Consider the following 26,318-nt stretch of genomic DNA (forward strand, 5'->3'; position numbering starts at 1 on the left):
TATCAGGTGTCTACCAAACAGGGGTCAGGTCCGCACTGCGTCCACGTAAACAACACCACTCACCGAAAGGAGAATGGCAATGCCAACCCCCAATCTTTTCCTAACCTATGTCTCCGATACAGAGATCTCGACTGCCTTCTACAGCGACTTATTCGATATGCAGCCATCGTTCATCAGTCCTCGATATGTAGCATTCGAAATTTCAAAGGATGTCCTGTTTGCTGTGTGGACCGGCCATAACACCCACATGGAGAAACAAACACCGCGAACGAGCGAAATAGGTTTGATGCTGGATGGACCGGCAAGCCGCATCGATGAGACATACCGTCTATGGAAATCAAAAGGAGTCCAAATTGTGCAGCCACCCTACGATGATGTCTTCGGCCGCACCTTCGTTGTTGCCGACCCTGATGGAAACCTTATCCGCGTCAGCCCAGTCGATTAACTCCTAGATCAGGATTCAACGACTAGGAAATCCTCCAACGCCCCGGGAACCACCTCAGTTGGAGGATTCCAAGTGCCCCTAAGTAGGATCTCAAGTCAAGGATGGTTTAGGCACACCAGCTTTCCCGTACAACGAACCCCTAAAACTGCTTGGCCTATGGGCGCAGCAGAGATCCACCGAAAGTAATGGCCCGGCCCCAAATCGAACTACGAGATCGAGATCATGCAATAAAACTATTATCCTCTCGACCCTGCCAACCAAACCTAAGCAAACATCAAGCCTCGGACTGACTGCCTACACAATAAACCGAAACTCAAAAGAAGGGTGTCAGATCAAGATGACTTGTTGACACCATCGAAAACAAAATTCGAAAGACGTGTCGACCGGCGCGGGCGGGATTTAGGATGTAAATCCCCACACTTGCAATCCTCGACCGCCAAAGTTCAGAAAAAGAAAGAAACCGGAGGTCACGAACCCTTTCGAGTTTGTTACCTCCGGTGTCGCAGTTTGTTCAACTGCTCAGCGTGCCCGGGGCGGGACTTGAACCCGCACGTCCTATAAGGACACTGGCACCTGAAGCCAGCGCGTCTGCCAATTCCGCCACCCGGGCAGGGTATTGATGTCTTGGCGACTAGCTAACTTTAGCACGCAGCCCCAGCGAATCTACAAATCCGCTGGCAAACCTGAACTTTCCAGGGAACTTTGCCGCGCGCGTCTACGTTAAGTCAAGGAAAGCACCCTATACTGATCGCTGCTATATCTCTCCCTGAAAACATCCCGAAAGGAGGACGGCCCTTCCAATGGCATTGCTAGATAAGCTCGCCAAGCTGGATTCTTCCCTGCAACGCGGACTGGACAACGGCATGGCCTTTGTCTTCGGCGGCAAGGTCGTCCCCGCTGAGATTGAGGAGCTTCTCAAGCAGGAGGCGCAGGACAATTTGTCCCGCGGTGATGATGGCAAGCTGTATAGCCCCAACGTCATGACCGTCGGCGTATCCTCCAAAGATATCGAGAACCTCTCCCAAGACCGGGGTGTTCCCAAGGATCTAGCTGATCAGCTCACCCGCTTCATCCGTAACAGTGGCTGGTCCCTCGCCGGGCCGGTCATCGTACGCATCGCGGAGGAGTCGGGACTGCGGACTGGGCAGTTGCGCGTGTCCTCCTTTTTGGATCACGAGCCCACCGAAGAAACCGGATTTGATGCGATTTTCCACCACGACCATGGTCAGGAGGACTCTATGACCCAGCCGCACAACGCCGATGAGGCCGCAACCACCGCCTTTATGGCGCCCACCCCGAACCAGCCGGCGCCGCAGGGCCCAGCGGTAACACTCATGCTGCAGGACGGCTCCTCCCGCGTCTACCACGTGCAGGAGGGCTCCAACATCCTGGGCCGCAGCAATGACGCGGACCTGCGCCTGCCCGATACCGGTGTATCCCGCCAGCACGCGGAGATCACCTGGAACGGCCAGGACGCCGTGCTGGTGGACCTGCAATCCACGAACGGCACCACCGTGAACGACACCCCGATTGAGAACTGGCTGCTTGCCGACGGCGACGTGATCACCCTCGGCCACTCCCACATCGAGGTGCGCATCACCGGCCTTGAGAACCAAGGCTACTAAGCCGCCTCAGCAACTTTTCCAGATTTTTTAGCGTAAGGACTTTCCATGGATTCGATCGTGCTGCTCTCGCTGCGCATCGGCCTGCTGGTGTTGCTGTGGCTGTTCATCTTGGCCGCACTCAACGCCATGCGTCGCGATGCCAATAAGGCCGCCGGCGTCTACCAGGCATCGGCCCCGGTGAAGGGGGCCCAGAGGCGTCGCGAAGCGCCGCGTGAGATCACCATCGTGGACGGGCCGCTGCGCGGTTCCCACATGGAGCTAGGCACTCTTGAGGACTGTACGATGGGCCGCGCACAGGACTGTGACTTTGTCACTGGTGATGATTTCTCCTCCGGTCACCACGCCCGTTTGTTCCGCCGGGGCAGCGAGTGGTTCGTGGAGGACCTCGAATCCCGCAACGGCACCTTCGTTGGTGGCGTTCGCATTGACCAGCCAGAACGAGTCGGAGTCGGCTCCGATATCAAACTTGGCCGAACGACCGTGAGGTTGATGGCATGACTTTAAGCCTGACTTTTACTGCAGTGACGGACCGCGGACTGGTCCGCGAAAACAACGAGGACTCCGCCCACGCGGGCCCGCACCTGCTGATGTTGGCCGACGGCATGGGAGGCCACGCAGCCGGCGAGGTTGCTTCCACCACCATGGTGGAGCACATGGCCTCCCTCGAGCGCGATCCAGGCGATAATGACATGCTGGCGCTCCTTGGGGCCGCAGCAGAGGACGCCAATGCGGCGATCCGCGAGCACGTGGACGAGCACCCGGAGACCGAGGGCATGGGCACCACGCTAACCGCCCTGCTCTTTAACGGATCCGAATTCGGCGTGTGCCACGTGGGTGATTCCCGCGGCTACCGGCTACGCGAGGGCAAGCTGACCCAGATCACCAAGGATGACACCTACGTGCAGTCCCTCGTCGATGAGGGCAAGCTCGATCCGGCAGATGTCTCCTCCCACCCGCAGAAGTCACTGATCCTCAAGGCCTATACCGGCCGGCCCGTGGAGCCGACGCTCTTTACGCTCGATGCTGAACCGGGCGACCGCCTCCTGCTGTGTTCGGACGGCCTGTCGGATCCGGTGACGGCCTCTACCATCGAGCAAGCTCTGAAGCAGGGCACGGTCGAAGAGGCCGCCACCACCCTGCGGGATCTAGCGCTGCGCTCCGGCGGCCCGGACAACGTCACCATCGTGGTGGCGGAGGTCGTGGACGGTGAGGGCGATGACGTAGCCCCAATCACCGTCGGTGCCGTCCAAGGCGTCGTCCCGGAACCAACGCACCCCGATTCTTCCGCGAGCCGCGCCGCGAAGCTAATCTCGCCCCCAAAAGCGCAGGCCGCTGAGGAGAAGCCCCAGGACGAACCACAGCGGCGGCCACAGCGAAGCCGGATTGGGTGGAAGGTCATTGCGTGCCTTGCCATCATCATCGTGCTGGTCATCAGCGGCGGCCTCTGGATGAAAAGTTACCTGGGCAGCAACTACTACGTGACCGCCGATGAAGAAGGCGTCCTCACCATCCAAGAAGGCGCGGACTATGAGATCTTCGGCCGCCCGCTACACCACACGTATCAGAATGCGTGCCTAAACAAGGACAATGCGCTCAAGCTGGGGCACGGCGCCTGCGACGGTGATTTCGCACCGTTCGCGCTGAAGGATTTGCCCGAATCCGAACGCGCTGCCGTGGGCAACCTGCCCTCCGGCTCCTATGACGAGGTGCAAACACAGCTTTCGCAGCTCTCGGACAAGGCGCTCAAGCCCTGCCCGAAGGCGTCGAAGGACGAGAAAAACAAAGATGCCAAGAGCGAATCCAAAGGAAACTGCCGGGAGGTGAAGTAGATGAGTAAGTTCTTTTCCCGCGGCACCGAGTTCGGCCTGCTCGTGCTCGCCACCGTGGTCTTCGCCATCACCCTGGTCAGCCTCGAGTTGTCGCAGGGCAACGTGCTGACCCTCGATGTCCTCTACCTCATCGGTGGATTCATCGGCGTCTTCGCCGTCGCTCACTTGGTGCTCTGCTTCCTCGCGCCCTACGCGGATCAGCTCATGCTTCCCATCGTCGCGGTGCTCAACGGCACCGGGCTCATTCTGTTGAAGCGCCTCGACCTGGCGAATGGCGGCGGGCTGGCGGTGCGACAGGTGATGTGGACCATCGTCGGCCTCATCCTCTTCGCGCTGGTGCTCATTCTCCTACGCGATCACCGCTCACTGACCAGGTACTCCTATATCTTGGGCGCGCTCGGCCTGATCCTTCTCGCCTTGCCCCTCGTGTGGCCGCAACCGCCGGGCGTGGACGCTCGCATCTGGCTGTGGCTGGGGCCATTTTCTATCCAGCCGGGCGAGTTCTCCAAGATCTTGCTGATCCTGTTCTTCGCCATGCTGCTTACCCAGAAGCGCTCGCTGTTCACGGTGGCCGGCTACAAGTTCCTCGGCATTTCTCTGCCACGCCTGCGAGATCTGGCTCCCATCCTGGTGATCTGGGGCATCGCGATTATCATCATGGGCATTTCCAATGACTTCGGTCCCGCCCTGCTGCTGTTTAGCACCGTGCTCGGCATGCTCTTTATGGCTACCAACCGCGTGAGCTGGTTGCTCATCGGCGTCATCCTCGTGGGGGTCGGTGGCTTCAGCATCTACCAGGTTTCGGACAAGATCCAGCAGCGCTTCTCCAACTTCTTGGATCCGTTGGGCAATTATGACTCCACCGGCTACCAGCTTTCCCAAGCTCTGTTCGGTATGTCCTCCGGCGGCATTACCGGATCCGGCTTGGGCCAGGGCCACCCGGACATGGTTCCGGTAGCGCACTCGGACTTCATCCTGGCCGGGATTGGTGAGGAATTCGGCCTCATCGGCCTCGCCGCCGTGCTCATTCTCTTTGCCATGCTGGTCTCGCGCGGATTCCGTACCGCGCTGACCTGCCGCGATACCTATGGCAAACTGGTCGCCTCTGGCCTCGCGCTCACCTTGGCCGTGCAAGTCTTCGTCGTCACCGGCGGCATCTCCGCGCTGCTGCCCATGACTGGTCTGACCACGCCTTTCATGTCCGCGGGTGGTTCTTCGCTCATGGCCAATTACATGCTGCTGGCCATCCTTCTGAGAATCTCCAATGCGGCGCGCCGCCCGGCGCGCGAGCAGACCTCGAACGCGCCCACTGACACGTCCCTATTCCCAGCCGTCCAGGAGGCAAGCCGATGAACAGATCGATCCGCCTCGTTTCCCTCTTTGCCCTCATCCTTACCGCCGTGCTCCTGGTGAACCTCACCGTGATCCAGGCGTTCTCCGACGACAAATACGCCCATAACCCCAAGAACGTTCGCGGTTTCTTGGAGATGCGCACGACCCCGCGCGGCCAGATTTTCGCTGGCGACACGGTTTTAGCGCAGTCCACTGCCGACGCCGAGGGAAACTACTCCCGCTCCTACCCTGCCGATTCCCCCGCCTTCGCCAACATCACCGGCTACCTTTCGGAGCGCTTCGGCGCCTCCCAGCTGGAGGCATCCCAGAATGACATCCTCAACGGCAAGGATGATTCGCTGCTGGCGCGCAATTGGCTCGACACGCTCTCCGGAAAACCCCAGATGGGAGCGAACGTCGAGGTCACCATCGATCCCGCACTGCAGCAAGCCGCCTACGACCAGCTAGCCGGGCCCGGCTATAACGGCGCAGCCGTGGCCATCCAGCCCTCGACGGGCAAGATTCTGGCCATGGCCTCCACCCCTAGTTTCAACGTCTCCGACCTGCTCGGTGACAACGCCAGCGAACGGTGGGAACAGTTGCAGAATCAAGAAGGCACGCCGCTGGTTAACCACGCTGCGCAGGACACCCTGCCCCCGGGCTCGATTTTTAAGATCATCACCACCGCCGCCGGCCTCAATAACGGTTTCAACCCGAACTCCACGTTGACCGGCGCCGCCTCCATCACGCTGCCCGATTCCGTCACGGAGCTGACCAACGACGGCAACCGAGCCTGCGGCGGCGCAGAGAGCGTCACCCTACATACGGCCTTCGCGCTGTCCTGCAACACGGCTTTTGCGCAGATGTCAGAGAGCATCGGCGCCGATGAGTTGCGCAAGTATGCGGAGGGCTTCGGCGTGGGTGAGAAGTACTCGCTCGGTGTGGAGACTTCCGCTGGTGCGCTGGGCGAGCTTGGCGACGGCGCCCAAGTCGCCCAATCCTCCATCGGCCAGCGCGACGTGACCATGTCCGCCCTGCAGGCGGCTATCATGGCCGGGACCATCGCTAACCAGGGCAAGCGCATGGAGCCTTACCTGATCAACCGCATCACCGATGCCCAGATGAATGAGCTGCGCTCCACCCAGCCACGCCAGGCTGCCGAAGCCGTCAGCGAAGAGACGGCCAACACCATCAAGGACCTCATGTTTGCCTCCGAGCACAGCACCTATGGCTATGACGGGAACGGTTTCGCCTCGAAAACCGGTACCGCCGAGCACGGCGAGGGCCTTGCCCCGCACGCGTGGTACGTGGCTTTCGATCCGGACAAGGACATCGCGGTAGGCGTCGTGGTCAAGGACGGCGGGCACCTAGGCCAGAATGCCTACGGCGGCCAAGTCTCCGCGCCCATCGGCCGCGCCATCCTGCGCGCATACGGAGGTGAGCAGTAGTGAACAGCGCTGATAATAAGGAACACCTACAAGCACTCATCGGCGAGGACTACCAGCTGCAGTGGATAGTCGGCCACGGCGGCATGTCCACGGTGTGGCTGGCGGACGACGTCCGCAATGACCGCGAGGTCGCCCTCAAGGTCCTGCGCCCAGAGTTCTCCGATAACAACGAGTTCCTCTCGCGCTTCCGCAACGAGGCCAAGGCCGCAGAATCCATCGATTCCGAAAACGTCGTAGCTACGTACGACTACCGGGAGCTCGAGGATAACGGCCGCATCTTCTGCTACATGGCCTTGGAGTACATTCGCGGAGAATCCCTGGCGGATCTCTTAGCCCGCGAAGGCGCACTGCCGGAAACGCTGGCCCTCGACGTCATGGAGCAGGCCTCCCACGGCCTCTCCGTGATCCACCACATGGGCCTCGTGCACCGCGATATCAAGCCCGGCAACCTCATGATTACCCAAAATGGGCAAGTCAAGATCACCGATTTTGGTATCGCCAAGGCCGCCGCCGCGGTGCCGCTGACCCGCACGGGAATGGTCGTCGGCACCGCCCAATACGTCTCCCCCGAGCAAGCCCAGGGATATGAAGTCGGCCCGACCTCTGACGTCTATTCGCTCGGCGTCGTGGGCTATGAAATGCTGGCTGGTAAGCGCCCCTTCAGCGGCGATTCCTCGGTATCGGTGGCGCTGGCGCACATCAGTCAGGCGCCGGAGCCCTTGTCGACGTCGATTAGCGCGCCCACCCGTGAACTGATCGGCATGGCCCTGCGCAAGGACCCGGGCACCCGCTTCGCCGACGGCAACGAGTTCACCAACGCGATTGCTGCCGTGCGCCAAGGCCAGCGCCCGCCTCAGCCGAAGTCCGCGGCGCTCGCGCCTATCGCAGCCGAACCCTCGCCTTCCGCCTCCACGGAGATGCTGGCCAACATGGCGCACCCCACCACGGTGCGTCCGGCCGTTTCCACACCGCAGTCTGAAGAGCGCCCTGCCAAGCAGGGGGGCTTCGGCACTGGGCTGCTCATCGCCGTGGCCATCGCCGCCCTCGTGGCTATTGGCTTCATGGCCTATAGGCTGTGGGGTAACACCTCTCCAACTCCGCCGCCTCCGCCCACCGAGGTCATCGTGACCGAAACGGTAGAGCCAGAGACGACGGTGGAAGAGGAACCGGAAAGCCCCGAGACCGTCGAGATCACCACCGTGGAAGAGGAACCTACTCAAGTCACCGTCACAACGACGCACTCTGTCATCCCTTCCCCTTCCGTGACCACACACCACACGACCCATGAGGAACTGCCCACCCTCCCCGTGGAGGAGACGCAGCCACAGGTCAATGACAGCCCAACGCTCGAGCCCGAACTAGACTCACAGAACAACCCCACCGAAGAATCCGCACTACAGGGAGGCCAGTAACCCACCATGGTCAGTGATCGGTACCACCTCCGCCAGTCCATCGGCACCGGCGGTATGTCCGAGGTCTACGAGGCCGAGGACACCGTCTTGGGGCGCACCGTTGCCATCAAGATGCTGCGCCCCGACATGGCGCGCGATGTTAATTTCCGTGAGCGCTTCCGCCGCGAGGCCCAGAACTCCGGCAAGCTCAACCACCCGAACATCGTCGCTGTCTTCGACACGGGTGAAAAAGACATCGACGGCCTGATGGTGCCCTACATCGTCATGGAATACGTGCAGGGGCGCACCCTGCGCGACATTGTCCGTGAGGATGGCCCCATGCCGGTGGAAGAAGCCGCGCGCGTGCTGAAGCCGGTAGCGGATGCCCTTCAGTCTTCCCACGAGGCAGGCATCATCCACCGCGACATCAAGCCGGCCAACATCATGCTCACCAACACCGGCCAGGTGAAGGTCATGGACTTCGGCATCGCCCGCGCGCTGGATGATTCCACGTCCGCGATGACGCAGACCTCCGCCGTCATCGGCACCGCGCAGTATCTTTCCCCGGAACAAGCGCGGGGCAAGCCTGCCGACGCCCGCTCCGACGTCTACGCCCTGGGCTGCGTCATGTATGAAACGGTCACCGGGCGCACTCCCTTTGAAGGTGAGACACCGTTTGCGGTGGCCTATCAGCACGTGCAAGAGGAACCAACACCGCCGTCGGACTTCATCACTGCGGACCTCACGGAACGGCAGCGACTCGGCGTTGACGCCGTTGTGCTCACGGCGATGGCCAAGCACCCAGCGGACCGCTACCAGTCCGCGTGGGAGATGGGCGATGACCTCGAACGCTTATCCCAGGGCCAGCTGCCCGAAGCGGCGCGCTCTCACGTCAACGACGAGGATCACCCCACCACGATGGTGGCACCCGTGTCCGCGCAACACCGCGCGCCGGTGGCCTCCACCCGCCCCTCCGACGATGAGGAATCTGGATCCGGTCTCAAGTGGCTGGCGGCGTTGCTCGCCGCCTCCCTCGTGGCCATCATTGGCTATTTTGCCTGGGATTTCTGGGACAGCTCCCGCCAGGAGGCCCGCGAGCGCGAACAGGCGCAGCACGAGGCGGCCAAACGCTCTGGCATGGTCACGATCCCGAAGGTGGCCAACCGCCCACGCAATGAAGTGGTGGCGGAGCTGGAGAAGCTTGGCTTGTTGGTAACCGTCAACGAAGAGCCCAGCCCCGATGTGCCGCGTGGCAAGGTTATCCGGGTCAACCCGGCGGAAGGTTCGGAGCTGCAGAAGAATTCGTCAGTCACGTTGACTGTGTCTTCCGGCAAGGAAGTCACCGAGGTCCCAGACCTCACCGGCATGAAGCTGGATGAAGCCACCACTGCGCTGGAGGAAGCCGGCCTGGAGCTGAATAGCGACGTGGAGCAGGTGAATGATGAAGCCCCCGCGGGCGAGATCATTTCCCAGAACCCAGCGGGCGGCGCGCAGCTGTCCAAGGGTTCGAAGGTCCGCATAACGGTGTCCAAGGGCCAGAAGGAAGTCAGCGTTCCGGACGTCAGCGGCATGGACCGCGATCGCGCGGTTGAGATGCTGTCCTCCATGGACTTTGATGTCACCGTGAATTCGGTGGATTCTGAGCTGCCGGAAAACCAGGTGCTCAAGGTCGTCGAGAAGGGCCAAAAGCTTCCGAAGGGCAGCCCTGTTACGCTGGAGGTCTCTAACGCGATGCTCATCCAGGCACCGGAGCTTGTGCACTCCACGCAGCAGGAAGCTGAATCCGCGCTGCGCGCCAAGGGCTGGTCCGGCTCCTTGGAGGTAGGCGAGCGCATCCCGACGTCGAACCCGATCGACAGCAACAAGATTGGGTGGGCGTCGGCAAGCCGCGGCGATGTCATCCGCAAGGATCAGACCATCCAGGTCCGTTTCTGGGAGTTTGACCCGGCAGCGTTGCTGCCGCAGTAGCTCTCAGTACCGCAGCTGCTAAGGTATCCCACAGATTAACCACCCCTATTCTTCGTGAAGGTGTAATAATGCCAAAGTCCAAGATCACGACGGAGGGCTCCGCACTCCCGCAGTCCTCCAGCTCTGCTACTAACCGCACCCCGGTCAAGATCAACTCTGAGGGCACCCCGAAGTGGTACATCGCCATCATGCTGGGCCTCATGCTCATCGGCCTGCTCTGGCTCGTGGTGAACTACCTGGCGGGCGAGTCCATTCCGTTCATGCAGGCACTGGGGCCGTGGAACTACGGCATCGGCTTCGGCTTGGCCATCATCGGTCTCCTGATGACGATGGGTTGGCGTTAGCTTTCAGCGCCGCCGATGAACTCCTCGAAGTTCTATAGCATCGCCGGCGTCGGCTGCATCATTTTGGTGATGCTCACCGTCACGGTGGATAAAAACTTCCTCACCCCCGGCGCACTCGTCCTCGCTGGCCTCGGCGTCACCCTGACGCCGCTGGCCGTCCGCTACCCACGCGTGGCGGCCTGCGGGTACGGTGCGCTTTTTGCGCTGGCGATGTGGTTTTCCGATTGGCGGTCATTCCTGCTCCTGGCGTGGAGCCCCGTCATCGTCGGCATCGTGGCGTTTCGCACGCGCTGGCTGTGGGCGGTTCCCCCAGCGGTGGCGTACACCTACATCGTCACGACGGATCCTTCGATAAACTATCTGCCTGTTTTCGATCCGTTAAGCCTGTCGATACCGCTCGTCTTGTATGCGGTGGCCATCGTCATTGGGGCCGTACTGCGCAGGACCTGGGACCAGCGTCTTGCCGCTGAGCAACGCGCCGCAGAAGAGCGCGAGGCGCTTATGACAGCCCTCCATGATTCGGTAGCCGCGACCTTAACCTCCGTGGTTATGCGTTCTGAGACCCTAGCGCTGACCCAAACGGATCCCTCAGCGGCCGACTCCGCAGAGGCAATTGCTGACGACGCCCGCCGCGCCATGGGCGAGGTGCGCGATCTATTGCGCGTGATGAAGAACGAAAGCGTGACGAAGGGGGTCAAGTCCTTGGAGGAAGACCTCGACACTATGGTCAGCTTCCTGAGCAGTCATGGTTTTCAGTGCGAACCGCAGATAACAGTGGGCAAGAATGGCCAGCTTGCACTGCCGGAAAAGCTATCGCTCGTGTTCTCTGAGCTCGCCATCAACATCCTCAAGTACGCTCGCCCTGAATCCCGTGTAAGCATCGAGGCAACAAGCACCTCCAAGACCATCGACGTGGTGATCACTTCCGTGATTGCGGCTCAGCAATCACGCCAATACATGACGACGAATCTGGGCTTGGGTGAAATCGCCCGCCGCGTTCGTCGAATGCACGGCAGCTTCGGCAGCGGCAAAGAAGGCGAGCACTGGGTCACACGCCTTTCTCTTCCCACCGCCAGCCTCAGAAAAATATAGTAAGCTTTCCCGGTAGTCCGCCGTTTCTTAAATTCCAAAAGGTTTGACATGCGTACTTCCCTCGCCGTTGCCGCCGCAGCACTCGCGCTGTTTTCCGCACCAATCGCCAGCGCCGCTGAGGCTCCTGCTGACACCACCGTTGACACCGCTACTGAGAACACTGAGTCCACCGGATTCACCTTCTACAAGTCTTTCGCGGGCGAATTCGCTGACCACTTCCGTTGCTCCAACAGCCCCCAGCTCTGGTGGTGCGGCTAAACTGTTCCCATGAGCATTCGGGTTTTCCTCGTTGACGATGATGAGCTCGTTCGCTCGACGCTCCGCGTCTACTTCCAGACCACCGAGGACATCACGGTGGTCGGTGAGGCAACTAACGGTGCCGATTGCTTAGACCAGCTTGAAGAAGCCAAGCCGGACCTCGTCCTCGCCGATATTCACATGCCGCACATGGACGGCATTACGCTGCTCAAGCACCTTAACTCCGCGCCGAATCCCCCGACGTTTTTGGCCGTCACCGCCTTCGACTCGGATGACACGATGCTGAAGATCCTGCGGGCGGGCGGCGCGGGCTATATCTTGAAGAACCAGCGCCCGCGCTCCATCATCGAGGCGGTCCGCGCCGCCGTGGAGGGCGGCACCGTCGTGGCACCCGCCGCCATGCACCGTTTGGTGGACTACATTGGGGAACCCGCCACCCCACGCGATCCCGTCGCCGCCGCCATTGAGAGCCACGAGCTTCACGACGCCGAAATTGCCGTCCTCAAACTCCTCCTCGCCGGCAACTCCAATTCTGAGATCGCTGCCGCCACCCACTATTCCGAATCCGCCGTGAAGAAGCATGTCTCACGCCTCATCACCATCTTCGGCGCCAGCACGCGCCTGAACCTGGTGGCCAAGATTCTGGGCGGCGCTGGCTCTTAAGCCCGACTCAACTCTGCTCGGTTAACGGGCTTCTCCCCCAAATGGAGGAGGCAAAAGATTGCCTGCTTAGGCGATGTTTCTCATGCCCCTGATCAATATCGTCAGAGGTATGAACACCGTATTCACTGCTCGAGACATCACCGTCTCCTTCGCCGGACATGAGGTTGTCCACGGCGCGAACCTCACGGCATCGCCCGGACGGATCATCGCTTTGCTTGGTCCAAACGGCGCCGGCAAATCCACCACGCTCCGGGCTGCCCTCGGCTTGGTGAAAGCCACCGGAACGAAGCACATCAATGGCACCATCGGGCTGCTCCTCGACGATGGCGGCCTCGTTACCAGTCTCACTGGGCGTCAGCATCTTCAAGCAATGGCGAGGCTATATGGCGTCGATAAGTATCGAGTGCAAGAGGTTTTAGAGCTTGTCGATATGTCGCACCGCTGCGACCGGCAGCTCAAAACTTACTCGTTAGGCATGAAACGGCGTATAGCGCTAGCGGGAGCTCTGTTACAAGATCCCGACATCATCATCTTGGACGAACCGTCCTCTGGTCTTGATCCTGACGGCATTCGTTGGCTGGGCGAAGTCTTGTGTGCGGAAGCTTCCCGTGGGAAGGCAATTATCATGGCAACCCATCATCTGGCTGAAGCGGCCGCAATCGCCCACGACGTAGTCATCATTTCTCGTGGTCACACCACATTCACAGGCGTTCTCAGTGAAATCCCTGACCTTGAAGCCACCTACTTCGCCCACGCTACGAAAGGCTAGACATGAAATCCGAGTTTTATACCCTTCGCCACCTCCCGAACGTGCTGATCGTCGCCATACTCGCAGTTATGATGGCGGGCATCAGCGCTGTCCTGCAGTGGGCACTTCCGTTCCTTTTGAAAATTGACCCGCCACAAGTCGGTGACAGTCCAACAGGCCAACAAGTACAGGCGCTTATCGACGGCTCCGACCCCACGACGTCCAGTTTCCAATTGGCCGCCCTCGATATCACAGGTTCTGGCCAGTCCACAGGCATTTCAATCTTCCTCATCGCCATTGTTGCACTCACAATCACTGCAGCTAGCTACCCATTTTCCAGTGGTGCAGTGGTGTGGAAGGTGGTTGGCGCTGGTTCGCGTATGAAATGGGTGCGTTCTTTGATCGCGGCTGTACTTATTACCGTCCTCCTAGTATGCGTGGCAGCGTGCGTTCTTAACTCACTGATCGCACTAGTTGCGGCTCCGATGAATGATGTTTCTCTGGTTGCTTCTGCTTCTAATGTCGCTGTCGTGTGGCTGCGAGGCAGCTTGGCCGTGCTACTACTGACCCTCGCGATCATCGGTGTCGTATTAGCCATACGGAGGATCGGTCCAGCCATCGGCGTTATTGTCGCAGTGTTGATGGCAGGAGTGATCTTAGGAACTATCGGCGTCATGGCCGGGTGGGAACCGTATCTTTACAGTTGGCTTCCTTCTTCTGCTGTGTCAATTGCTGGTGGACAGGGGGCAACGCAGACTATGAATCCATGGGTAGGTATTGCTGTACTTGCCGGCTGGTCGGTTGTGAGCATGGGACTTGGGCTCACCCGCTTTTACAGGGCAAATCTTTAACATGGACTTCATGAATCGCCTTTCAGCCAGAGACATCGCTCTCGCTGTCATCGTTCTATCCCTTGACCTCGTTGGGTTCCTAGTGGCTAGCTCGATGGAACCAACCCCCTTCAATACCGCATTGTCTCCAGCGCAGTTCTGGCTGATTCTTGTTGCCATCATTACCAAAGGCATCCTCCTGCTTTGGCGCCGTAAATTTCCCTTAAGCGTTCTACTCGGGATTTCTGCTACTGAGCTTCTGTGGTCCCTCTACTGTCTCGTCACCGCAGACCACAGCCTCGGCTACAACGGTATCGCTGCCTCGGTGGCTGCGTTTTCGCTAGCGCTGCACACGAAGTCAAAAACTCGCGACTCTATTTCCCTCATTATCTCGGGTCTCATTGTCGGCACCCTCCGCGCCATTGCCATGCCACCGCTGGGAGGAATCGAGCCTCCGCTTTTTACTCTGCTCACAGCCTTGGGCTGGCTGCTCCCCCTCATAGTGTTCTTTGCTATTGGACTCGCTGTCCGCAATAACCGTGAGCTCACCGCATCCCTCGCCCGCCAAGCAGAACTCGCTGAGGAAAACGCCATTGTCGAAGAGCGCGCCCGCATTGCGCGGGAGCTTCACGACACCACCGCCCATCACCTCTCAGCCATCGCCATCCAAGCTCAAGCCGCACAGGCATGCATCGATGTCAACCCCACCGCTGCCAAAGAGCATCTCCAACACGTGACCTCGTCGACGACGAAGGCACTCCAGGATATCCGCGCGACCGTTAGCAAGCTTTCGGTTTCCGATGCCGAAATACACCGCATCCCTCAGCCGACAAATCTGTCTGCGCTAATTTCGGAGGTTCGCGCTCTAGGGCAGGCAGTAACGTTTTCGGACACCTCCCACTTGTCGGAGGGCGAGTTGATCGCGGCTTATCGAATCACCCAAGAAGCTCTGACAAATGCCCGCAAGCATGCAACAGGCGCGCCTGTTGATGTCATGCTGAGCGATGATGAACTGCGGATAATCACCCGCGGCACTTTCACACATAGCCCCACGGGCCGTGGCACCATCAGCATCCAAGAGCGCGCCCGAGCTGTCGGTGCAACCGCTTTCAATGAACCTACCGAAGATGGTTGGCTGGTGCTCATTACCTGGAGGAAGCCATGATTCGAGTCTTGTTAGTTGATGACCAACCTCTGATCAGACAGGGATTAAAGGCAATCTTCGAGGCCACCGGTGAGATCAAAGTTGTGGCTGAGGCAGCTTCCGGGAATGAGGCGATAGCAGCTGCAAAGGCTCGCGACATTGATGTGGTGTGCCTCGATATCCGCATGCCTGACGGGGACGGGATCTATGCAACCACGGAGATTAACAAGCAAGACAATCCCCCAGCAGTCATCGTGATCACCACCTTTGACCTAGACGAATACGTCTTTGGTGCCCTCGAAGCCGGTGCCTGTGGCGTCATGCTGAAAGACTCCCCAATGACCGACCTCATCCAAGGCGTCAAACACGCGGCCTCAGGTGAAGGCATGGTCGACGCTGCGGTTACTAAAAGGGTGATTGCGGAATTTGGTCGGCGGAAAGCGCGGGCCACGGTAGATTCAGCCCTACTCACGCCGCGCGAACTCGATTGCGTACGGGCCCTGGGCAAAGGATTGACCAACATCGAAATCGGGCGCGAGCTGTATTTGGAGCCCTCTACGGTCAAGACTCATTTGTCATCTGCGATGGCCAAAGTTGGAGCTAGTTCGCGAGTACAGCTCGTGATCTGGGCCTTTCGCGCAGGAGTGGTGAGCTAACGAGGGGGCGCAGTTCCCAACACCACCTCGCAGCCGGAGCACTGTTAACACCTTGGGTACAAAGTTATCCACAGGGTGGGGATAACTCTGTGGAGAACGAATTCCACAGTCTTTCTCCACACCCTGTGGATAAGTGTTTTCACGCCTCCCACAGCTCGCACAAAAACTTCGAACACAATCTAATACGCTGCTGATCTGCGGTTATCTTGGCCCACACGTTCGGTAAATTACAAAAATGTAGTTATCCACAATGTGGATAACTTATGTGGAATTCTTTCGCACAAAGGTTTTGGTGGATAACACGCCCAAGTTATCCCCAAAGCCCAGCTCGCAGCGCCGCTGCAACAGCAGCTATCACCCCGATAAGCCATATCCCCAGCCAACGCAGCCACGCACGTTGGCGAAAGAGGAATGGCGCCAACAGCAGTCCTGTGAGCAAACCGCCCAAGTGCCCCCACACGGAGACGTTCTCCGCCACAAAGCTGTAGATAACGTTTGCTACGACCAAGACGATGGGCGCGCGCAGGTCTAAACCGCGGCTGCGGTACACACCAATGAGTAGACCCATGAGCGCAAAGAGAGCACCGGAGGCGCCCACCGTGGGTGTCCCGAAATCCATCCACAGCACCGCGGCGGAAGAGCCCACAATGGAGATGAGATAGGCCGCCACGTACAGCGCGCTGCCCAGGGCGCGTTCTACTTCCCTACCCACAAAGAACAGCATCACCATGTTGACCAAGAGGTGCCCGGCGTCGAGATGCATAAAGCCCGCGGTAATGACAGTTGTGGGGTGCTCGGACACTTCAGGGCCCCACAGCGTCCAGTCTTGGGCCAGCAAGCTGCGATAGTAGGGCGTCGAGAGGGTCTTGGCCTGGATGGCCGTGACCAACCATGCCCCAATGCACAGCACCATGAGCACCATGGTGACTGGCGCTGATTTCAGATAGTTCTTCACACGGACTCCTAAAACAACGAGCCCGCCACCACATCACGTGGCAGCGGGCTCAGATGAAAAGCTAAGAACGCTTAGGCGATCTCGATGGACTCGATGACAACGTCCTCAGCCGGACGGTCCATGCGGTCGGTGGAGACCTTCGCAATCTTGGACACGACTTCCTGGGAAGCCGCGTCGGTGACCTCACCGAAGATGGTGTGGTGGTTGTTCAGGTGCGGGGTCGGCGCCACGGTGATGAAGAATTGGGAGCCGTTGGTGCCCGGGCCGGCATTCGCCATGGCCAGCAGGAACGGGCGGTCAAACTGCAGCTCCGGGTGGAACTCATCCTGGAACTGGTAGCCGGGGCCGCCACGGCCGGTGCCGGTCGGGTCGCCGCCCTGGATCATGAACTGGTCGATGACGCGGTGGAAAATAGCGCCATCGTAGAACGGGCCGGACTGCTCGCCCTTGGCGTTCTGGGTGGTGTAGTCCTTCTCGCCCTTAGCCAGGCCGATGAAGTTCTCAACGGTTACCGGTGCGTGGTTACCGAACAGGTCGATAACAATGTCACCGTAGTTGGTGTGCATCGTTGCAGTTGCGGTCTTCTGAGTCATGCCAGCCATTGTATGGAAATTTCCACCATTTCGTTGTTCCGCCGCGACGCTGTCAGCGATCTGCGTAGGGTTGCAAGCATGATTCGCGCCGTTCTCTTCGATCTCGATGACACCCTCATGGACCACACCGCCGCGATGCATGCGGCCGTCGAGGAGTGGCTGCCGGGCGGGCACCATGAGCGCTTCGCGGAGATCGAGCGCAAGTGGTTCGCCGCCTACGAGCGCGGCGAGGTCACCCACCAGGGCCAGCGCGTGGAGCGCTGCCGCGAATTCTTGGGCCGTCCAGAGATGACGGAGCAGGAGGCGCTGGCGGAATATGCCAAGTATTTGGCCGCGTATGAAAAGCACTGGCAGGCGCTTGGCGACGCCCTCCCCGCCCTCCAGCACGTCCTATCCCTGGGCCTCAAGGTCGGCATTCTGACGAACGGTGCGCGGGACATGCAGGAGGCAAAACTACGGGCGGGCGGGCTCGACCTGCCAGACGTCGAGCTCTTTCCCACCGTGGAAATGGCTAAGCCAAAACCGCACCGAGAGGCCTACCTCGAGGCTTGTCGGCGCCTAGAGGTAGAGCCTGGCTCCACGCTCATGATTGGTGATTCGGTGGCTAATGACGTCGAGGGTGCACGTGCAGCGGGGCTCAAGGCACTGCACTTCGATAGGGCCGGAAACGGAGACATCGCCGCGCTCAGTGAGCTGACGGCGATGAACGGTTTAAATCTTTGGATTTAAACCTAGAGGCTAGAGCGGACCTCGTCACGGGCGAGGACCAGGTTGCGCAGGGAGGCCTCGGTCTCCTCGTAGCCGCGGGTCTTCAGGCCGCAGTCCGGGTTAACCCACAGACGTTCGACCGGCACGTTCTTGAGTGCCGCGCGGATGAGCTCGGCCATCTCCGCCACGGACGGGATGCGCGGCGAGTGGATGTCATAGATGCCGGGGCCGATCTCGGAGTGGAACTTCTCATCGATGTCCTCGAGCAGCTCCATGCGGGAGCGGGCGGCCTCGATGGAGGTGACATCGGCGTCGAGGCCGGCGACAGCGTCGATGATCTGGCCAAACTCCGAATAGCAGAGGTGCGTGTGGATCTGGGTTTCAGGCTTCGCCTGCAAGGAAACCACTCGGAAGGAGCGCACGGCCCAGTCGAGGTAAGCCTTGCGGTCCTGCTCGCGCAGCGGCAACAGCTCACGCAGGGCGGGCTCGTCGATCTGGATGATGTCGATGCCGGCCTCTTCGAGGTCACGGACTTCGTCGGCCAGCGCCACGCCGAGCTGGTCGGCGGAGACGGACTGGTGGACGTCATCGCGCACGAAGGACCAGGCCAGGATGGTCACCGGGCCGGTGAGCATGCCCTTGACGTGCTTCTCGGACAGGGACTGCGCGAACTTCGCCCACTCGGTGGTCATGGCCTTCGGGCGGGAGATGTCGCCGACGACGATTGGCGGACGGGTGCAGCGGGAACCGTAGGACTGGACCCAACCGTTCTCGGTGACGACGAAGCCGTCGAGAAGCTCGGCGAAGTACTGCACCATGTCGTTGCGCTCCGGCTCGCCGTGGACCAGGACGTCGAGGCCCAAGCGCTCCTGGAGCTCGATGACGGACTTCACCTCGTTGCGCAGGGCCTCGGTGTAGTCGGCATCGGAGAGCTCGCCCTTGCGGTGCGCGGCGCGGGCAGCGCGGATCTCAGAGGTCTGCGGGAAGGAACCGATGGTGGTGGTCGGCAGCTGCGGCAGGCCGAGGGCCTCCTGTGCCTTGTTGCGCTCCGCGAACTCCGGCTGGCGCTGGACCTGGCCCTCCGGCAGCTGCGCGGTGCGCTCCTGCACGGCCTGGTTGTGGATACGTGAGGACTCGGCGCGGGTGCGCACGGCGCGGTCGGCCTGCGCGTATGCCTCCGGGGCGTCGAGCGGGCCGGCGGCGAGTGCTACGACCTCGCGGATCTTCTCGTCGGCGAAGGCGAACCAGGTGGCAACGTCGACCGGCAGGGAGGTCTCCGCCTCGACGGTGTGCGGGACGTGCTGCAGGGACACGGAGGTGGTTACAGAAACGCCTTCGCCGAGGGTCTCGAGCTTCTCGCGCAGGTCGCGGAGGTTGGCGGCCCAGACATTGCGGCCGTCGACCAGGCCGGCGGAGAGGTGGGTGGCTTCGGCAAGCTTGGCGACGCGCTCGAGGTAGGAGTTGTCCAGCGCCAAGGTGCCCACTGAGAGATCCACCTGGACAGCTTCCGGCTTGAGCTCAGCGATGACGTCAAGGCCAGCATTGAGGGAACCATAGGGCGTGGTCAGGTAGACCTGCGGGCGCTTCTTCGTGCCAAGGATGCGGCCATAGGCGGACTTGAGTGCGGCAGCCAAGGTGGCGTCGTCAGCCGCGGCGAGGTCGGCTACGAGGGCCGGCTCGGCGAGCTGGATCCATTCGACGCCGGCGTCGTGAAGCTCAGCCAATACGGTGAGGTAGGAGTCCACGAGCTCATCAAGGCGGTCGAGGGGCTGCTTGGTGGCGCCCTCGGCCAGCTTGGACAGGGCCAGCAGGGTCACCGGGCCAACGAGGACCGGGCGGACGGTGTGGCCGGCGGCGCGGGCCTCCTCCACGATCTTGAGCACGCGCTGCGGGCGGGCGGTAAAGGCCTGGTCATCGGCGATCTCCGGGACGATGTAGTGGTAGTTGGTGTCGAACCACTTGGTCATCTCCAGCGGCGCGGTGTCCTTGTTACCGCGAGCCAGGGTGAATTCGTCATCGAGGCTCTCGCCCTGGACAGCGCCTACAGTCAGGGCGGTTTCCAGGACGTGGTCGTAGTAGGCAACGTCGGCCGGGATGGCGTAATCCTCCGTGAGACCCAGCTCCTTGAGGCGGGCGTAGGTATCGAGGCGCAGGGAGTGCGCGGCGGATTCGAAGGTCTCGGCATCAATCTTGCCGGACCAGTAGGACTCCAGCGCACGCTTGAGTTCGCGGTGGGCGCCGACGCGCGGGTAGCCCTCAATAGTGGCCTTGGGGAATGGTGCGGTCATGGGGTGACTCCAATTCGATTAAGCAGGTCAGTCGTAATGTCTGGATTGTTGTGCGTGTAGATGTGCAGCCCGTCGGCGCCGGCGTTCATCACCGATTTCGCCAGGGAGGCCGTAATCTGCATGCCGATTTCTTTCTCTTCCTCGGGGGAGTTCGCTGCCGCGAGCTGGTCGAGGACCTTGGTCGGCCCGTCCAGCCCGGACAGCTGGCACATTCGCTCCACCCGAGCGCGGCTAGTCATCGGCATGATCCCGGGAATGAGCGGAATGCGCACGCCCGCCAGCCGGGCGCGCTGGGCGAAGCGGACGTAATCCTCCGCGTCGAAGAAGAGCTGGGTGATGGCGAAGTCGGCGCCGAGGCGTTGCTTGGCCAGGAGAACGTCGATGTCCTCGTCCGCCGTGGCGGACTCGGCGTGGCCGTTGGGGTAGCAAGCCACGCCCACGGCCAAGCGCCCAGCGGCCAAGCGCGCCACGCGGGCAGATTCCCAGCGGCGAATGAGCCGGACGAGGGAGTCGGCGTGCGGCAGGTGGCCTTCGGGCATGCCGCCCTCTGGCAGGTCGCCGCGGAGCGCGAGAAGGCCGCGCACGCCGGCGTCGACGAGCGTGTCGATCCAGCCAACGAGCTCTTCCTCCGTGCCGGCAGTGCAGGCCAGGTGCGCCAGGGGACGCATCGCGGTATCTCGCGAAATCTTCTCAATGAAGGCCGCGGTTCCCTCCAGCCACCCGGAGCGCTGGGAGCTGGTGACGGCGATGTAATCGGGGTTATATGCGGCAAGCGTGTCGAGCAAGCGGTCAATCTTTTTGGCGTCCGCATCGTGGCGCGGCGGGATCACCTCGAAGGAGAGAGCGGTGCGCTGTGGGCGCTTAGGCGTATCTTCGCTGATTTGGTCTAGTGGCGCGGATGCGGAGAGTCGCGGGGACATGCTCACCTCCTCTGCAGGTTATCGTGGTCGGTCATCTTTGCGTTGGGGAAAAACGTACCAAGCTGTCCATTTTGATCGAAAGCATTTATGCAATGGTCATACCTTTCTAACCCAGCCAGCTGCACCGTTGCCGAAACCTACGGTGAATAAAAAGGCGACTGTTCCGTACAAAGCTGTCTATTTTCTTTGAACCGCTCCCTCCTTGCGGCCCGTGGTGGCAGGACGTGGCTGCCGCCACTACGCTGAAAGGGAGTAACCAGCACCAACGCGGACACTCATGTACAGTGTCCCGTCCGGTGCCGACAATCACTCCATAAACTATTACCCACAGAGCAACTACCTCAGCATCGACGTAAAGGAGCATCTCTCCCGATGAACCCCACCGCACTGTCCACAGCTATTAGCGCCACCTCCGCCCTGGTGGAGCGCCTCAAGGAACGCCGCGATGAGAAGGCTCGTGAGGCCTACTCCGTGTTGGAAACTGCGGCTGCCCGCATGGAAGAGCGCGATGGCGAGTGGTTCCCGGAGGCCCGCCGCGAAGCCGGTGCCGTGACCAAGGCCGCGCACGCCCGCCTCGAGCGCACCCTCGAACAGCTCAAGGAGCGCAGCGAGGAAGCCACCGAGAAGCTCTCTGAGGCTGCATCAGAGGCCCAGGACAAGGCCTCCAAGCAGTGGAAAAAGACCCAGAAGCAGGCAGAAAAGAAGACCTCCAAGGCCCGCAAGCAGGCTAAGAAGAAGGCTTCTAAGGCTGAGAAGAAGGCGCAGAAGCAGAGCGCCCAGCTGCAGAAGAAGGCCCGCCGCCTCAGCGGCAAGGACAAGAAGAAGGGCTCGAAGATCTGGCTGATCTCCGCGCTCGTTGCCGCCATTGCTGCCATCGGCGGTGGCATCTACTACTTCTTCGCCCAGAAGAAGGAGAAGGAATCCGCCGTTCCGCCGCGCGTTGAGGACTTCTCCTCCCCGTCCGCGCCGCAGGGCTCCACCTTGGTCTACACCTCCACCACTGAGGATGATGCCAAGAAGGAGTCCGACTTGGCTGAGGAGGGCGTCGTCGAGCGCGACGAAGAGCTGCTGGGCTCGCTGGATGAGCAGCTGGCCAAGCACCGCGAGGAAGAAACCGCTATTCAGGACGCCGTCGAGACCGAAATCGAGGTCAGCAACGCCGACAAGAAGGATGCCGACACCTCCCGCATCACCGATGACCATGAGTCCGAAGGCAAGCACCGCCTCCAGACCGAGGACGAGAACTAACCCCCCCCCATCCTTGGGGGTGCGCATTTCGTTGCCTTGATCTCACTGCGTTGCCCCCGCGCGCCCGACCTGCTTGAATTGAAGGCTAATCGGCATCGATCCTCAAAGATCGGTGCCCGCGCGCTGTTTTGCGCGGGAAGCCCTATCAACAGCAGGCAAGGAGATCAGGCATGAGCTTTGAGTCGCTCGTAGTCAAGCTCAAGAGCGGGGAGACCTTTTATTTCCCCGCAGGTGCCGTGAGCGGCGATCCGTCCACCCGCGTGGATAACCTGCGCTTTGCCATTGAAAACGGCACGCAGTTTAGCTCCGTCGATGATTATGGAGTCGACCGCGAGTTCAACGGCTATGACGTGGAGAACTACCACTTGGCTTAATTCCCCACAGTGAGTCACCGATAGTAATCTGAATCACTCCCTTATGCGTCCTGCGCTATAGGATGAGTGTTTATGACTCACTATCCACGCATGCGGACGTGGTCGTGGTATCTCCCCGATGAGCCACCTACCGGCGAGGTTTCCCTCACCGAGACCACCGATTTCTCCCGGCTCGGCGCCGCCACGTGGCGGCTGCTTGGTGCCCAGCGCACCGGCGTTATCGGCATCTTCGTTGCCACCCTCATCAACGCGCCGCTGGGCGCGTTGGTCTCCGTCATCATCGGCCAGACCACGCAGTATGCCTTCTCCGAGCCTTCCTGGCGCACCGTAGCGCTGCCGCTTGCGGCCACGGCGATCCTCCTCTTCATCGCCTATATCTGCGAGGCCACGGCGGATGCCTTCACGGATCTGAGCCAAGCCCGCACCACCCATACGCTGCGGTTGAACCTGCTGGATAAGCTGCTGGGTGCCTCCACCGCAGGCATTAGCCCCGGCCGGCTGCTCAACACGATGGATGAGGATTCGCACTACATCGGCCAACTCAAGCAGATCCTCAACTTCCCACTGGTCATGGTGGGCTACCTCTTGGGCGCGGTGGTCAGCCTGGCCCCGATTTCCTGGCAGGTCTCAGCTGTGCTGCTGGTTGGCGCACTCGCCACCGCGCTGGCCTCCTGGGCCACCACGAAGCCGCTGACGAGGATCGCCGCGCGCCGCCGCCAGTTGGAGAACACCGCGCTTTCACTCGCCACGGACTTCGCTCAAGGCTCCCGGGTCATCAAAGGCCTCGGCGCCAAGGACATCGCGCGCCAACGTTTTTCCGACGCCGCCCAGAACTCCTTGGGCGCCATGCTCCGCGAGGCCAAGCTATCCTCCCTCATGGCCTGGCTGCGCCAGATGGTTCCCGCCTCCTTTGCCGTGGGCATTCTTGCCTGGACCTCCTGGGAAACCTTCGAGGGCCGCATCGCCCCCGGCGGGATGATGGCGATCACCATGCTCGTCCCGCCCGCGCTCACAGCATTAGGTGTGTCTCTCGGCCTGCTCACGGAGAACTGGGCGCGGGCACGTGCCTCCGTGGAGCGCGTCGGCGAGCTGCTCGGCCAGCTTTCTTCCAACACCACTGAGGCCGCCGGCACGCCGATTAACCTCTCCCCCGGCTTGCACGTGTGGATGCCTATCAGCACAAAGGGGCGCAGCACCGTGGACTCTTGGGTGCGCTACCTCCATGAGCACGGTGCCTTGTGCCCGCCCCACCGCATCTCCGTGTTGGAGGGCACCCTGCAGGACAACGTCGATCCGCTGCGAAGTGCTAGCGCTACGCAGCTTCACGCCGCCCTTTACGCCTCCGCCTGCGAGGATATTGTTATCCGCCTCGGTGGGCTTGGTCCCAACGGTGAGCTGCCCACCGCGCCCATCGGTGAGGCGGGCCTCAACCTCTCCGGCGGCCAGCGCCAGCGCGTCGCGCTTGCCCGCGCGCTCGCCCTCGACCCCGATGTCCTCGTGCTGGACAACCCCACGACGGGGCTGGATTCGTTGACCCTGGCGGACGTCGCCAAGCGCGTGCGTGAACTGCGCGCCGGCAAGACCACCATGATCATTACATCCGCCTCCACGTGGGCCGCCAACGCCGATGAGGTGGTGGAGCTATGAGCCAGCAGGATCGCGCGGATGCCCTTGCACCTGCCTCCCCGCGGGAGTGTCTCCGTTTTCTGAAGACCCTGCCCAGTGCGCCCAGTCGGCTTGGCATCGCCCTTTTCTTCGGCCTGTTTACCGTTACGGTCATCATGATGAACCTGGTCTCCCAGGTGCTTGGCCGCGTCGTGGACATCATCCAGGGCGTGGAGATCCCCATCCTTGGCACGGGGCGCGCAGCCATGGTGGGCGCGCTCGTTGTTATCGCGGTGGGCTTCCTCGTGGAGGTCACCGGCCGCACCGTGGGCCGCTTATTGGTTACCTCCACCACCCGCCGGCTCTCGGTGGATCTGCGCACCTCAGCGCTGGATTCCACCCTCGGCGCCCCCGTGCCCGCCGTCATGGAATTGGGCACCGGTAACATCATCACGCGCCTATCCAAGGACATCGACACCGTCGTCATGACCATCTCCATGATGGGTGACCGCCTCGTGCTCACGCTCTTCATGCTGCCGCTGACCGCGCTCATGATGATCTTCATTCACCCCGCTTATGCGCTGCTTTTCATCGCGGTAAGTTGTCTGCTCTACCCCTTCATCCGCGGCACCATGCGGGATATCCCCGCCGTGGCCAACGAGGTGTCCTCGGTGGAGGCCTACCGCAACAACGTGCTGCTGGACACGATTCGCGCCCTGGAGACCCTCCGCCAGTTCTCCCTGAAGGATTGGGCGCATGCACGCATGGAGCGCTATTCCTGGGACACGGTACAGGCCTGGGGCGACAAGGTGCCGCTCATCAACCGCATCCTGGGCCAAGGCGCCCTGGCCTTCGCGGTGTTGCTGCTGGGCTCCGTCCTCATGTCCGTGCCGATGGTGATGTGGGAATGGTTGACACCTGGCGAGGCCACCGCCGCCGTGCTGCTGGTCATGCGGTTGGAGATCCACGTGTTCAACATCCTCTTCTTCGCCGGCGAGATCCAGCATTCCGTGACGTCCCTCGGCCGCGCGGTGGCCCTGGCCACCTTGGACAACAGCGCTGGTACGAAGGAGCTCAAGGACACTCCCCGGCTGAACGACGCCCCCACCATCTCCATCGAGCACCTTTCCTACGCCTACCCCGGCGGGGCACGCGTGCTTGACGACGTCTCCCTGACCCTCACCGCCGGCACCACCACCGCCCTGGTGGGTACCTCCGGTGCGGGTAAATCCACGCTCGCCGCCCTCGTGGCGGGCCTGCAGTACCCATCGGCGGGGAACATCAGCCTCGATGGCATCGATACCGCCTCAGTGCCCAATACGTGGATTACAGAGCACGTCGCGCTCATTACCCAAGAAGTCCATCTCTTCTCCGGCACCTTGCGCGAGGACCTGCTCCTGGCCAAACCTGACGCCAGCGATGAGGATCTATGGCAGGCGCTTAACACCGTGGGCTTGGATAAACATTCGCGGTGGCTGCCCCAGGGCCTCGATACGCTCATTGGTGCGGGCAACGAAGAGATCGGTGCGGAGGCCGAGCAACAGCTTTCCCTGGCTCGCATGATCCTGCGCCAGCCGCCGGTGCTCATTATGGATGAGGCCACCTCCGAAGCCGGCTCCGAGCACGCCAAGGTACTCGAAAGCGCCGCCAAGGCAGTCACCAAGGGGCGCACCGCGCTCGTCGTTGCCCACCGCCTGGACCAGGCCCGCGAGGCCGACCGCATCATCGTCATGGAACAGGGTCAGATCGTTGAGGATGGCACCCACGCCGAGCTGATGGACCTGGGCGGGCGCTATGCCTCGGCCTATTCCCAATGGGAGCACGGCTCATAGGTGGTGCACGCCGCGTCCTACC

At 61.3% G+C, this 26,318-nt stretch carries 25 protein-coding genes and 1 tRNA gene; 21 read left to right on the forward strand and 5 right to left on the reverse strand.

The annotated features are described in order from the left end of the window. Positions 1-79 precede the first annotated feature (79 nt). Entirely contained in the window at positions 80-445 is a 366-nt protein-coding gene (locus tag HMPREF2792_RS10790; protein WP_070524765.1) for a VOC family protein, read from the forward strand. Positions 446-970: 525 nt separating this feature from the next. Here the strand turns inward: HMPREF2792_RS10790 and HMPREF2792_RS10795 are convergent. Then, positions 971-1,055: transfer RNA gene (locus HMPREF2792_RS10795), tRNA-Leu, on the reverse strand. A 190-nt stretch (positions 1,056-1,245) separates the two neighbouring features. Between HMPREF2792_RS10795 and HMPREF2792_RS10800 the strand changes: the two genes are divergently transcribed. The 15 genes from HMPREF2792_RS10800 (at position 1,246) to HMPREF2792_RS10870 (ending at position 15,773) form a co-directional block, all read left to right on the forward strand. Further along, a complete protein-coding gene (locus HMPREF2792_RS10800; protein WP_070444456.1) occupies positions 1,246-2,070 on the forward strand; it encodes a DUF3662 and FHA domain-containing protein in 825 nt (274 codons plus the stop codon). Between the two features lie 45 nt (positions 2,071-2,115). Further along, positions 2,116-2,568 carry an FHA domain-containing protein FhaB/FipA gene (locus tag HMPREF2792_RS10805; RefSeq protein WP_070523232.1) on the forward strand — a complete coding sequence of 151 codons (453 nt, stop codon included), beginning with the start codon at positions 2,116-2,118 and terminating at the stop codon, positions 2,566-2,568. Beyond that, positions 2,565-3,899: a PP2C family protein-serine/threonine phosphatase gene (locus HMPREF2792_RS10810; protein WP_070523235.1), complete on the forward strand. Its 1,335-nt coding sequence runs from the start codon at positions 2,565-2,567 to the stop codon at positions 3,897-3,899. The genes HMPREF2792_RS10805 and HMPREF2792_RS10810 overlap by 4 nt, the downstream gene beginning before the upstream one ends. Next, entirely contained in the window at positions 3,900-5,252 is a 1,353-nt protein-coding gene (locus tag HMPREF2792_RS10815; protein WP_070533538.1) for an FtsW/RodA/SpoVE family cell cycle protein, read from the forward strand. Continuing rightward, positions 5,249-6,679: a penicillin-binding transpeptidase domain-containing protein gene (locus HMPREF2792_RS10820; RefSeq protein WP_070533540.1), complete on the forward strand. Its 1,431-nt coding sequence runs from the start codon at positions 5,249-5,251 to the stop codon at positions 6,677-6,679. Before HMPREF2792_RS10815 ends, HMPREF2792_RS10820 begins: the two co-directional genes overlap by 4 nt. Next, positions 6,679-8,091 carry a serine/threonine-protein kinase gene (locus HMPREF2792_RS10825; protein WP_070533542.1) on the forward strand — a complete coding sequence of 471 codons (1,413 nt, stop codon included), beginning with the start codon at positions 6,679-6,681 and terminating at the stop codon, positions 8,089-8,091. The genes HMPREF2792_RS10820 and HMPREF2792_RS10825 overlap by 1 nt, the downstream gene beginning before the upstream one ends. Positions 8,092-8,097: 6 nt before the next feature. Beyond that, positions 8,098-10,038 carry a Stk1 family PASTA domain-containing Ser/Thr kinase gene (gene pknB, locus HMPREF2792_RS10830; protein ID WP_070533544.1) on the forward strand — a complete coding sequence of 647 codons (1,941 nt, stop codon included), beginning with the start codon at positions 8,098-8,100 and terminating at the stop codon, positions 10,036-10,038. Between the two features lie 68 nt (positions 10,039-10,106). Next, the gene (crgA, locus tag HMPREF2792_RS10835; protein ID WP_070533546.1) at positions 10,107-10,382 is read left to right on the forward strand and encodes a cell division protein CrgA; all 276 of its coding nucleotides are present in this window, start codon (positions 10,107-10,109) and stop codon (positions 10,380-10,382) included. A 15-nt stretch (positions 10,383-10,397) separates the two neighbouring features. Beyond that, complete coding sequence (locus HMPREF2792_RS10840; protein ID WP_070533547.1) at positions 10,398-11,474, forward strand: sensor histidine kinase; 1,077 nt, start codon at positions 10,398-10,400, stop codon at positions 11,472-11,474. A 48-nt stretch (positions 11,475-11,522) separates the two neighbouring features. Then, positions 11,523-11,732, forward strand: a complete 210-nt coding sequence (locus HMPREF2792_RS10845; RefSeq protein ID WP_070533549.1) for a hypothetical protein — start codon at positions 11,523-11,525, stop codon at positions 11,730-11,732. A gap of 9 nt (positions 11,733-11,741) precedes the next feature. Next, the gene (locus HMPREF2792_RS10850) at positions 11,742-12,395 is read left to right on the forward strand and encodes a response regulator transcription factor (RefSeq protein ID WP_070533551.1); all 654 of its coding nucleotides are present in this window, start codon (positions 11,742-11,744) and stop codon (positions 12,393-12,395) included. Between the two features lie 109 nt (positions 12,396-12,504). Beyond that, the gene (locus HMPREF2792_RS10855; RefSeq protein WP_070533753.1) at positions 12,505-13,164 is read left to right on the forward strand and encodes an ABC transporter ATP-binding protein; all 660 of its coding nucleotides are present in this window, start codon (positions 12,505-12,507) and stop codon (positions 13,162-13,164) included. A gap of 2 nt (positions 13,165-13,166) precedes the next feature. Further along, on the forward strand, positions 13,167-13,994 hold the full coding sequence (locus HMPREF2792_RS10860; protein ID WP_070533553.1) for a hypothetical protein: 828 nt from the start codon (positions 13,167-13,169) through the stop codon (positions 13,992-13,994). A 10-nt stretch (positions 13,995-14,004) separates the two neighbouring features. Further along, complete coding sequence (locus HMPREF2792_RS10865) at positions 14,005-15,138, forward strand: histidine kinase (protein ID WP_158011603.1); 1,134 nt, start codon at positions 14,005-14,007, stop codon at positions 15,136-15,138. Further along, positions 15,135-15,773, forward strand: coding sequence for a response regulator (locus tag HMPREF2792_RS10870; RefSeq protein WP_070533557.1), 639 nt, complete (start codon positions 15,135-15,137; stop codon positions 15,771-15,773). The genes HMPREF2792_RS10865 and HMPREF2792_RS10870 overlap by 4 nt, the downstream gene beginning before the upstream one ends. A 310-nt stretch (positions 15,774-16,083) precedes the next feature. On the opposite strand, the gene HMPREF2792_RS10875 is transcribed toward HMPREF2792_RS10870, so the two are convergent. Together HMPREF2792_RS10875 and HMPREF2792_RS10880 are read right to left on the reverse strand one after the other, a co-directional pair. Beyond that, positions 16,084-16,728 (reverse strand): rhomboid family intramembrane serine protease, encoded by a 645-nt coding sequence (locus HMPREF2792_RS10875; protein WP_070533559.1) that lies wholly within the window; start codon positions 16,726-16,728, stop codon positions 16,084-16,086. 71 nt (positions 16,729-16,799) lie between these two features. Then, a complete protein-coding gene (locus tag HMPREF2792_RS10880; RefSeq protein WP_039672975.1) occupies positions 16,800-17,330 on the reverse strand; it encodes a peptidylprolyl isomerase in 531 nt (176 codons plus the stop codon). 69 nt (positions 17,331-17,399) lie between these two features. Here HMPREF2792_RS10880 and HMPREF2792_RS10885 point away from each other — a divergent pair, with 69 nt between their 5' ends. After that, positions 17,400-18,050 (forward strand): HAD family hydrolase, encoded by a 651-nt coding sequence (locus tag HMPREF2792_RS10885; RefSeq protein WP_070533561.1) that lies wholly within the window; start codon positions 17,400-17,402, stop codon positions 18,048-18,050. 2 nt (positions 18,051-18,052) lie between these two features. On the opposite strand, the gene metE is transcribed toward HMPREF2792_RS10885, so the two are convergent. Both metE and HMPREF2792_RS10895 read right to left on the reverse strand, forming a co-directional pair. Then, the gene (gene metE / locus HMPREF2792_RS10890) at positions 18,053-20,317 is read right to left on the reverse strand and encodes a 5-methyltetrahydropteroyltriglutamate--homocysteine S-methyltransferase (protein WP_070533563.1); all 2,265 of its coding nucleotides are present in this window, start codon (positions 20,315-20,317) and stop codon (positions 18,053-18,055) included. Then, positions 20,314-21,237, reverse strand: a complete 924-nt coding sequence (locus tag HMPREF2792_RS10895) for a methylenetetrahydrofolate reductase (protein ID WP_070533565.1) — start codon at positions 21,235-21,237, stop codon at positions 20,314-20,316. The genes metE and HMPREF2792_RS10895 overlap by 4 nt, the downstream gene beginning before the upstream one ends. A 372-nt stretch (positions 21,238-21,609) precedes the next feature. Here HMPREF2792_RS10895 and HMPREF2792_RS10900 point away from each other — a divergent pair, with 372 nt between their 5' ends. The 4 genes from HMPREF2792_RS10900 to HMPREF2792_RS10915 all read left to right on the forward strand — a co-directional run bounded on the left by HMPREF2792_RS10900 (position 21,610) and on the right by HMPREF2792_RS10915 (position 26,296). After that, positions 21,610-22,485, forward strand: coding sequence for a hypothetical protein (locus tag HMPREF2792_RS10900; protein WP_070533566.1), 876 nt, complete (start codon positions 21,610-21,612; stop codon positions 22,483-22,485). Positions 22,486-22,655: 170 nt separating this feature from the next. Further along, positions 22,656-22,859 carry a hypothetical protein gene (locus tag HMPREF2792_RS10905; protein WP_070533568.1) on the forward strand — a complete coding sequence of 68 codons (204 nt, stop codon included), beginning with the start codon at positions 22,656-22,658 and terminating at the stop codon, positions 22,857-22,859. Between the two features lie 72 nt (positions 22,860-22,931). Continuing rightward, positions 22,932-24,506 carry an ABC transporter transmembrane domain-containing protein gene (locus tag HMPREF2792_RS10910; RefSeq protein ID WP_070533570.1) on the forward strand — a complete coding sequence of 525 codons (1,575 nt, stop codon included), beginning with the start codon at positions 22,932-22,934 and terminating at the stop codon, positions 24,504-24,506. Further along, positions 24,503-26,296, forward strand: coding sequence for an ABC transporter ATP-binding protein (locus HMPREF2792_RS10915; RefSeq protein ID WP_070533574.1), 1,794 nt, complete (start codon positions 24,503-24,505; stop codon positions 26,294-26,296). The genes HMPREF2792_RS10910 and HMPREF2792_RS10915 overlap by 4 nt, the downstream gene beginning before the upstream one ends. The last annotated feature ends 22 nt before the right edge of the window (positions 26,297-26,318 follow it).

It is taken from the genome of Corynebacterium sp. HMSC068H04 (genome assembly GCF_001811255.1).
GTDB lineage: Bacteria > Actinomycetota > Actinomycetes > Mycobacteriales > Mycobacteriaceae > Corynebacterium > Corynebacterium hesseae.

Excerpts from the sequence above, each read along its gene's own strand:
- HMPREF2792_RS10790 (WP_070524765.1), top strand. The coding sequence starts at position 80 with ATGCCAACCCCCAATCTTTTCCTAACCTATGTCTCCGATACAGAGATC.
- HMPREF2792_RS10800 (WP_070444456.1), top strand. The coding sequence starts at position 1,246 with ATGGCATTGCTAGATAAGCTCGCCAAGCTGGATTCTTCCCTGCAACGC.
- HMPREF2792_RS10805 (WP_070523232.1), top strand. The coding sequence starts at position 2,116 with ATGGATTCGATCGTGCTGCTCTCGCTGCGCATCGGCCTGCTGGTGTTG.
- HMPREF2792_RS10810 (WP_070523235.1), top strand. The coding sequence starts at position 2,565 with ATGACTTTAAGCCTGACTTTTACTGCAGTGACGGACCGCGGACTGGTC.
- HMPREF2792_RS10815 (WP_070533538.1), top strand. The coding sequence starts at position 3,900 with ATGAGTAAGTTCTTTTCCCGCGGCACCGAGTTCGGCCTGCTCGTGCTC.
- HMPREF2792_RS10820 (WP_070533540.1), top strand. The coding sequence starts at position 5,249 with ATGAACAGATCGATCCGCCTCGTTTCCCTCTTTGCCCTCATCCTTACC.
- pknB (WP_070533544.1), top strand. The coding sequence starts at position 8,098 with ATGGTCAGTGATCGGTACCACCTCCGCCAGTCCATCGGCACCGGCGGT.
- crgA (WP_070533546.1), top strand. The coding sequence starts at position 10,107 with ATGCCAAAGTCCAAGATCACGACGGAGGGCTCCGCACTCCCGCAGTCC.
- HMPREF2792_RS10840 (WP_070533547.1), top strand. The coding sequence starts at position 10,398 with ATGAACTCCTCGAAGTTCTATAGCATCGCCGGCGTCGGCTGCATCATT.
- HMPREF2792_RS10845 (WP_070533549.1), top strand. The coding sequence starts at position 11,523 with ATGCGTACTTCCCTCGCCGTTGCCGCCGCAGCACTCGCGCTGTTTTCC.
- HMPREF2792_RS10850 (WP_070533551.1), top strand. The coding sequence starts at position 11,742 with ATGAGCATTCGGGTTTTCCTCGTTGACGATGATGAGCTCGTTCGCTCG.
- HMPREF2792_RS10855 (WP_070533753.1), top strand. The coding sequence starts at position 12,505 with ATGAACACCGTATTCACTGCTCGAGACATCACCGTCTCCTTCGCCGGA.
- HMPREF2792_RS10860 (WP_070533553.1), top strand. The coding sequence starts at position 13,167 with ATGAAATCCGAGTTTTATACCCTTCGCCACCTCCCGAACGTGCTGATC.
- HMPREF2792_RS10865 (WP_158011603.1), top strand. The coding sequence starts at position 14,005 with ATGAATCGCCTTTCAGCCAGAGACATCGCTCTCGCTGTCATCGTTCTA.
- HMPREF2792_RS10870 (WP_070533557.1), top strand. The coding sequence starts at position 15,135 with ATGATTCGAGTCTTGTTAGTTGATGACCAACCTCTGATCAGACAGGGA.
- HMPREF2792_RS10880 (WP_039672975.1), bottom strand. The coding sequence starts at position 17,330 with ATGGCTGGCATGACTCAGAAGACCGCAACTGCAACGATGCACACCAAC.
- HMPREF2792_RS10885 (WP_070533561.1), top strand. The coding sequence starts at position 17,400 with ATGATTCGCGCCGTTCTCTTCGATCTCGATGACACCCTCATGGACCAC.
- metE (WP_070533563.1), bottom strand. The coding sequence starts at position 20,317 with ATGACCGCACCATTCCCCAAGGCCACTATTGAGGGCTACCCGCGCGTC.
- HMPREF2792_RS10895 (WP_070533565.1), bottom strand. The coding sequence starts at position 21,237 with ATGTCCCCGCGACTCTCCGCATCCGCGCCACTAGACCAAATCAGCGAA.
- HMPREF2792_RS10900 (WP_070533566.1), top strand. The coding sequence starts at position 21,610 with ATGAACCCCACCGCACTGTCCACAGCTATTAGCGCCACCTCCGCCCTG.
- HMPREF2792_RS10905 (WP_070533568.1), top strand. The coding sequence starts at position 22,656 with ATGAGCTTTGAGTCGCTCGTAGTCAAGCTCAAGAGCGGGGAGACCTTT.
- HMPREF2792_RS10910 (WP_070533570.1), top strand. The coding sequence starts at position 22,932 with ATGACTCACTATCCACGCATGCGGACGTGGTCGTGGTATCTCCCCGAT.
- HMPREF2792_RS10915 (WP_070533574.1), top strand. The coding sequence starts at position 24,503 with ATGAGCCAGCAGGATCGCGCGGATGCCCTTGCACCTGCCTCCCCGCGG.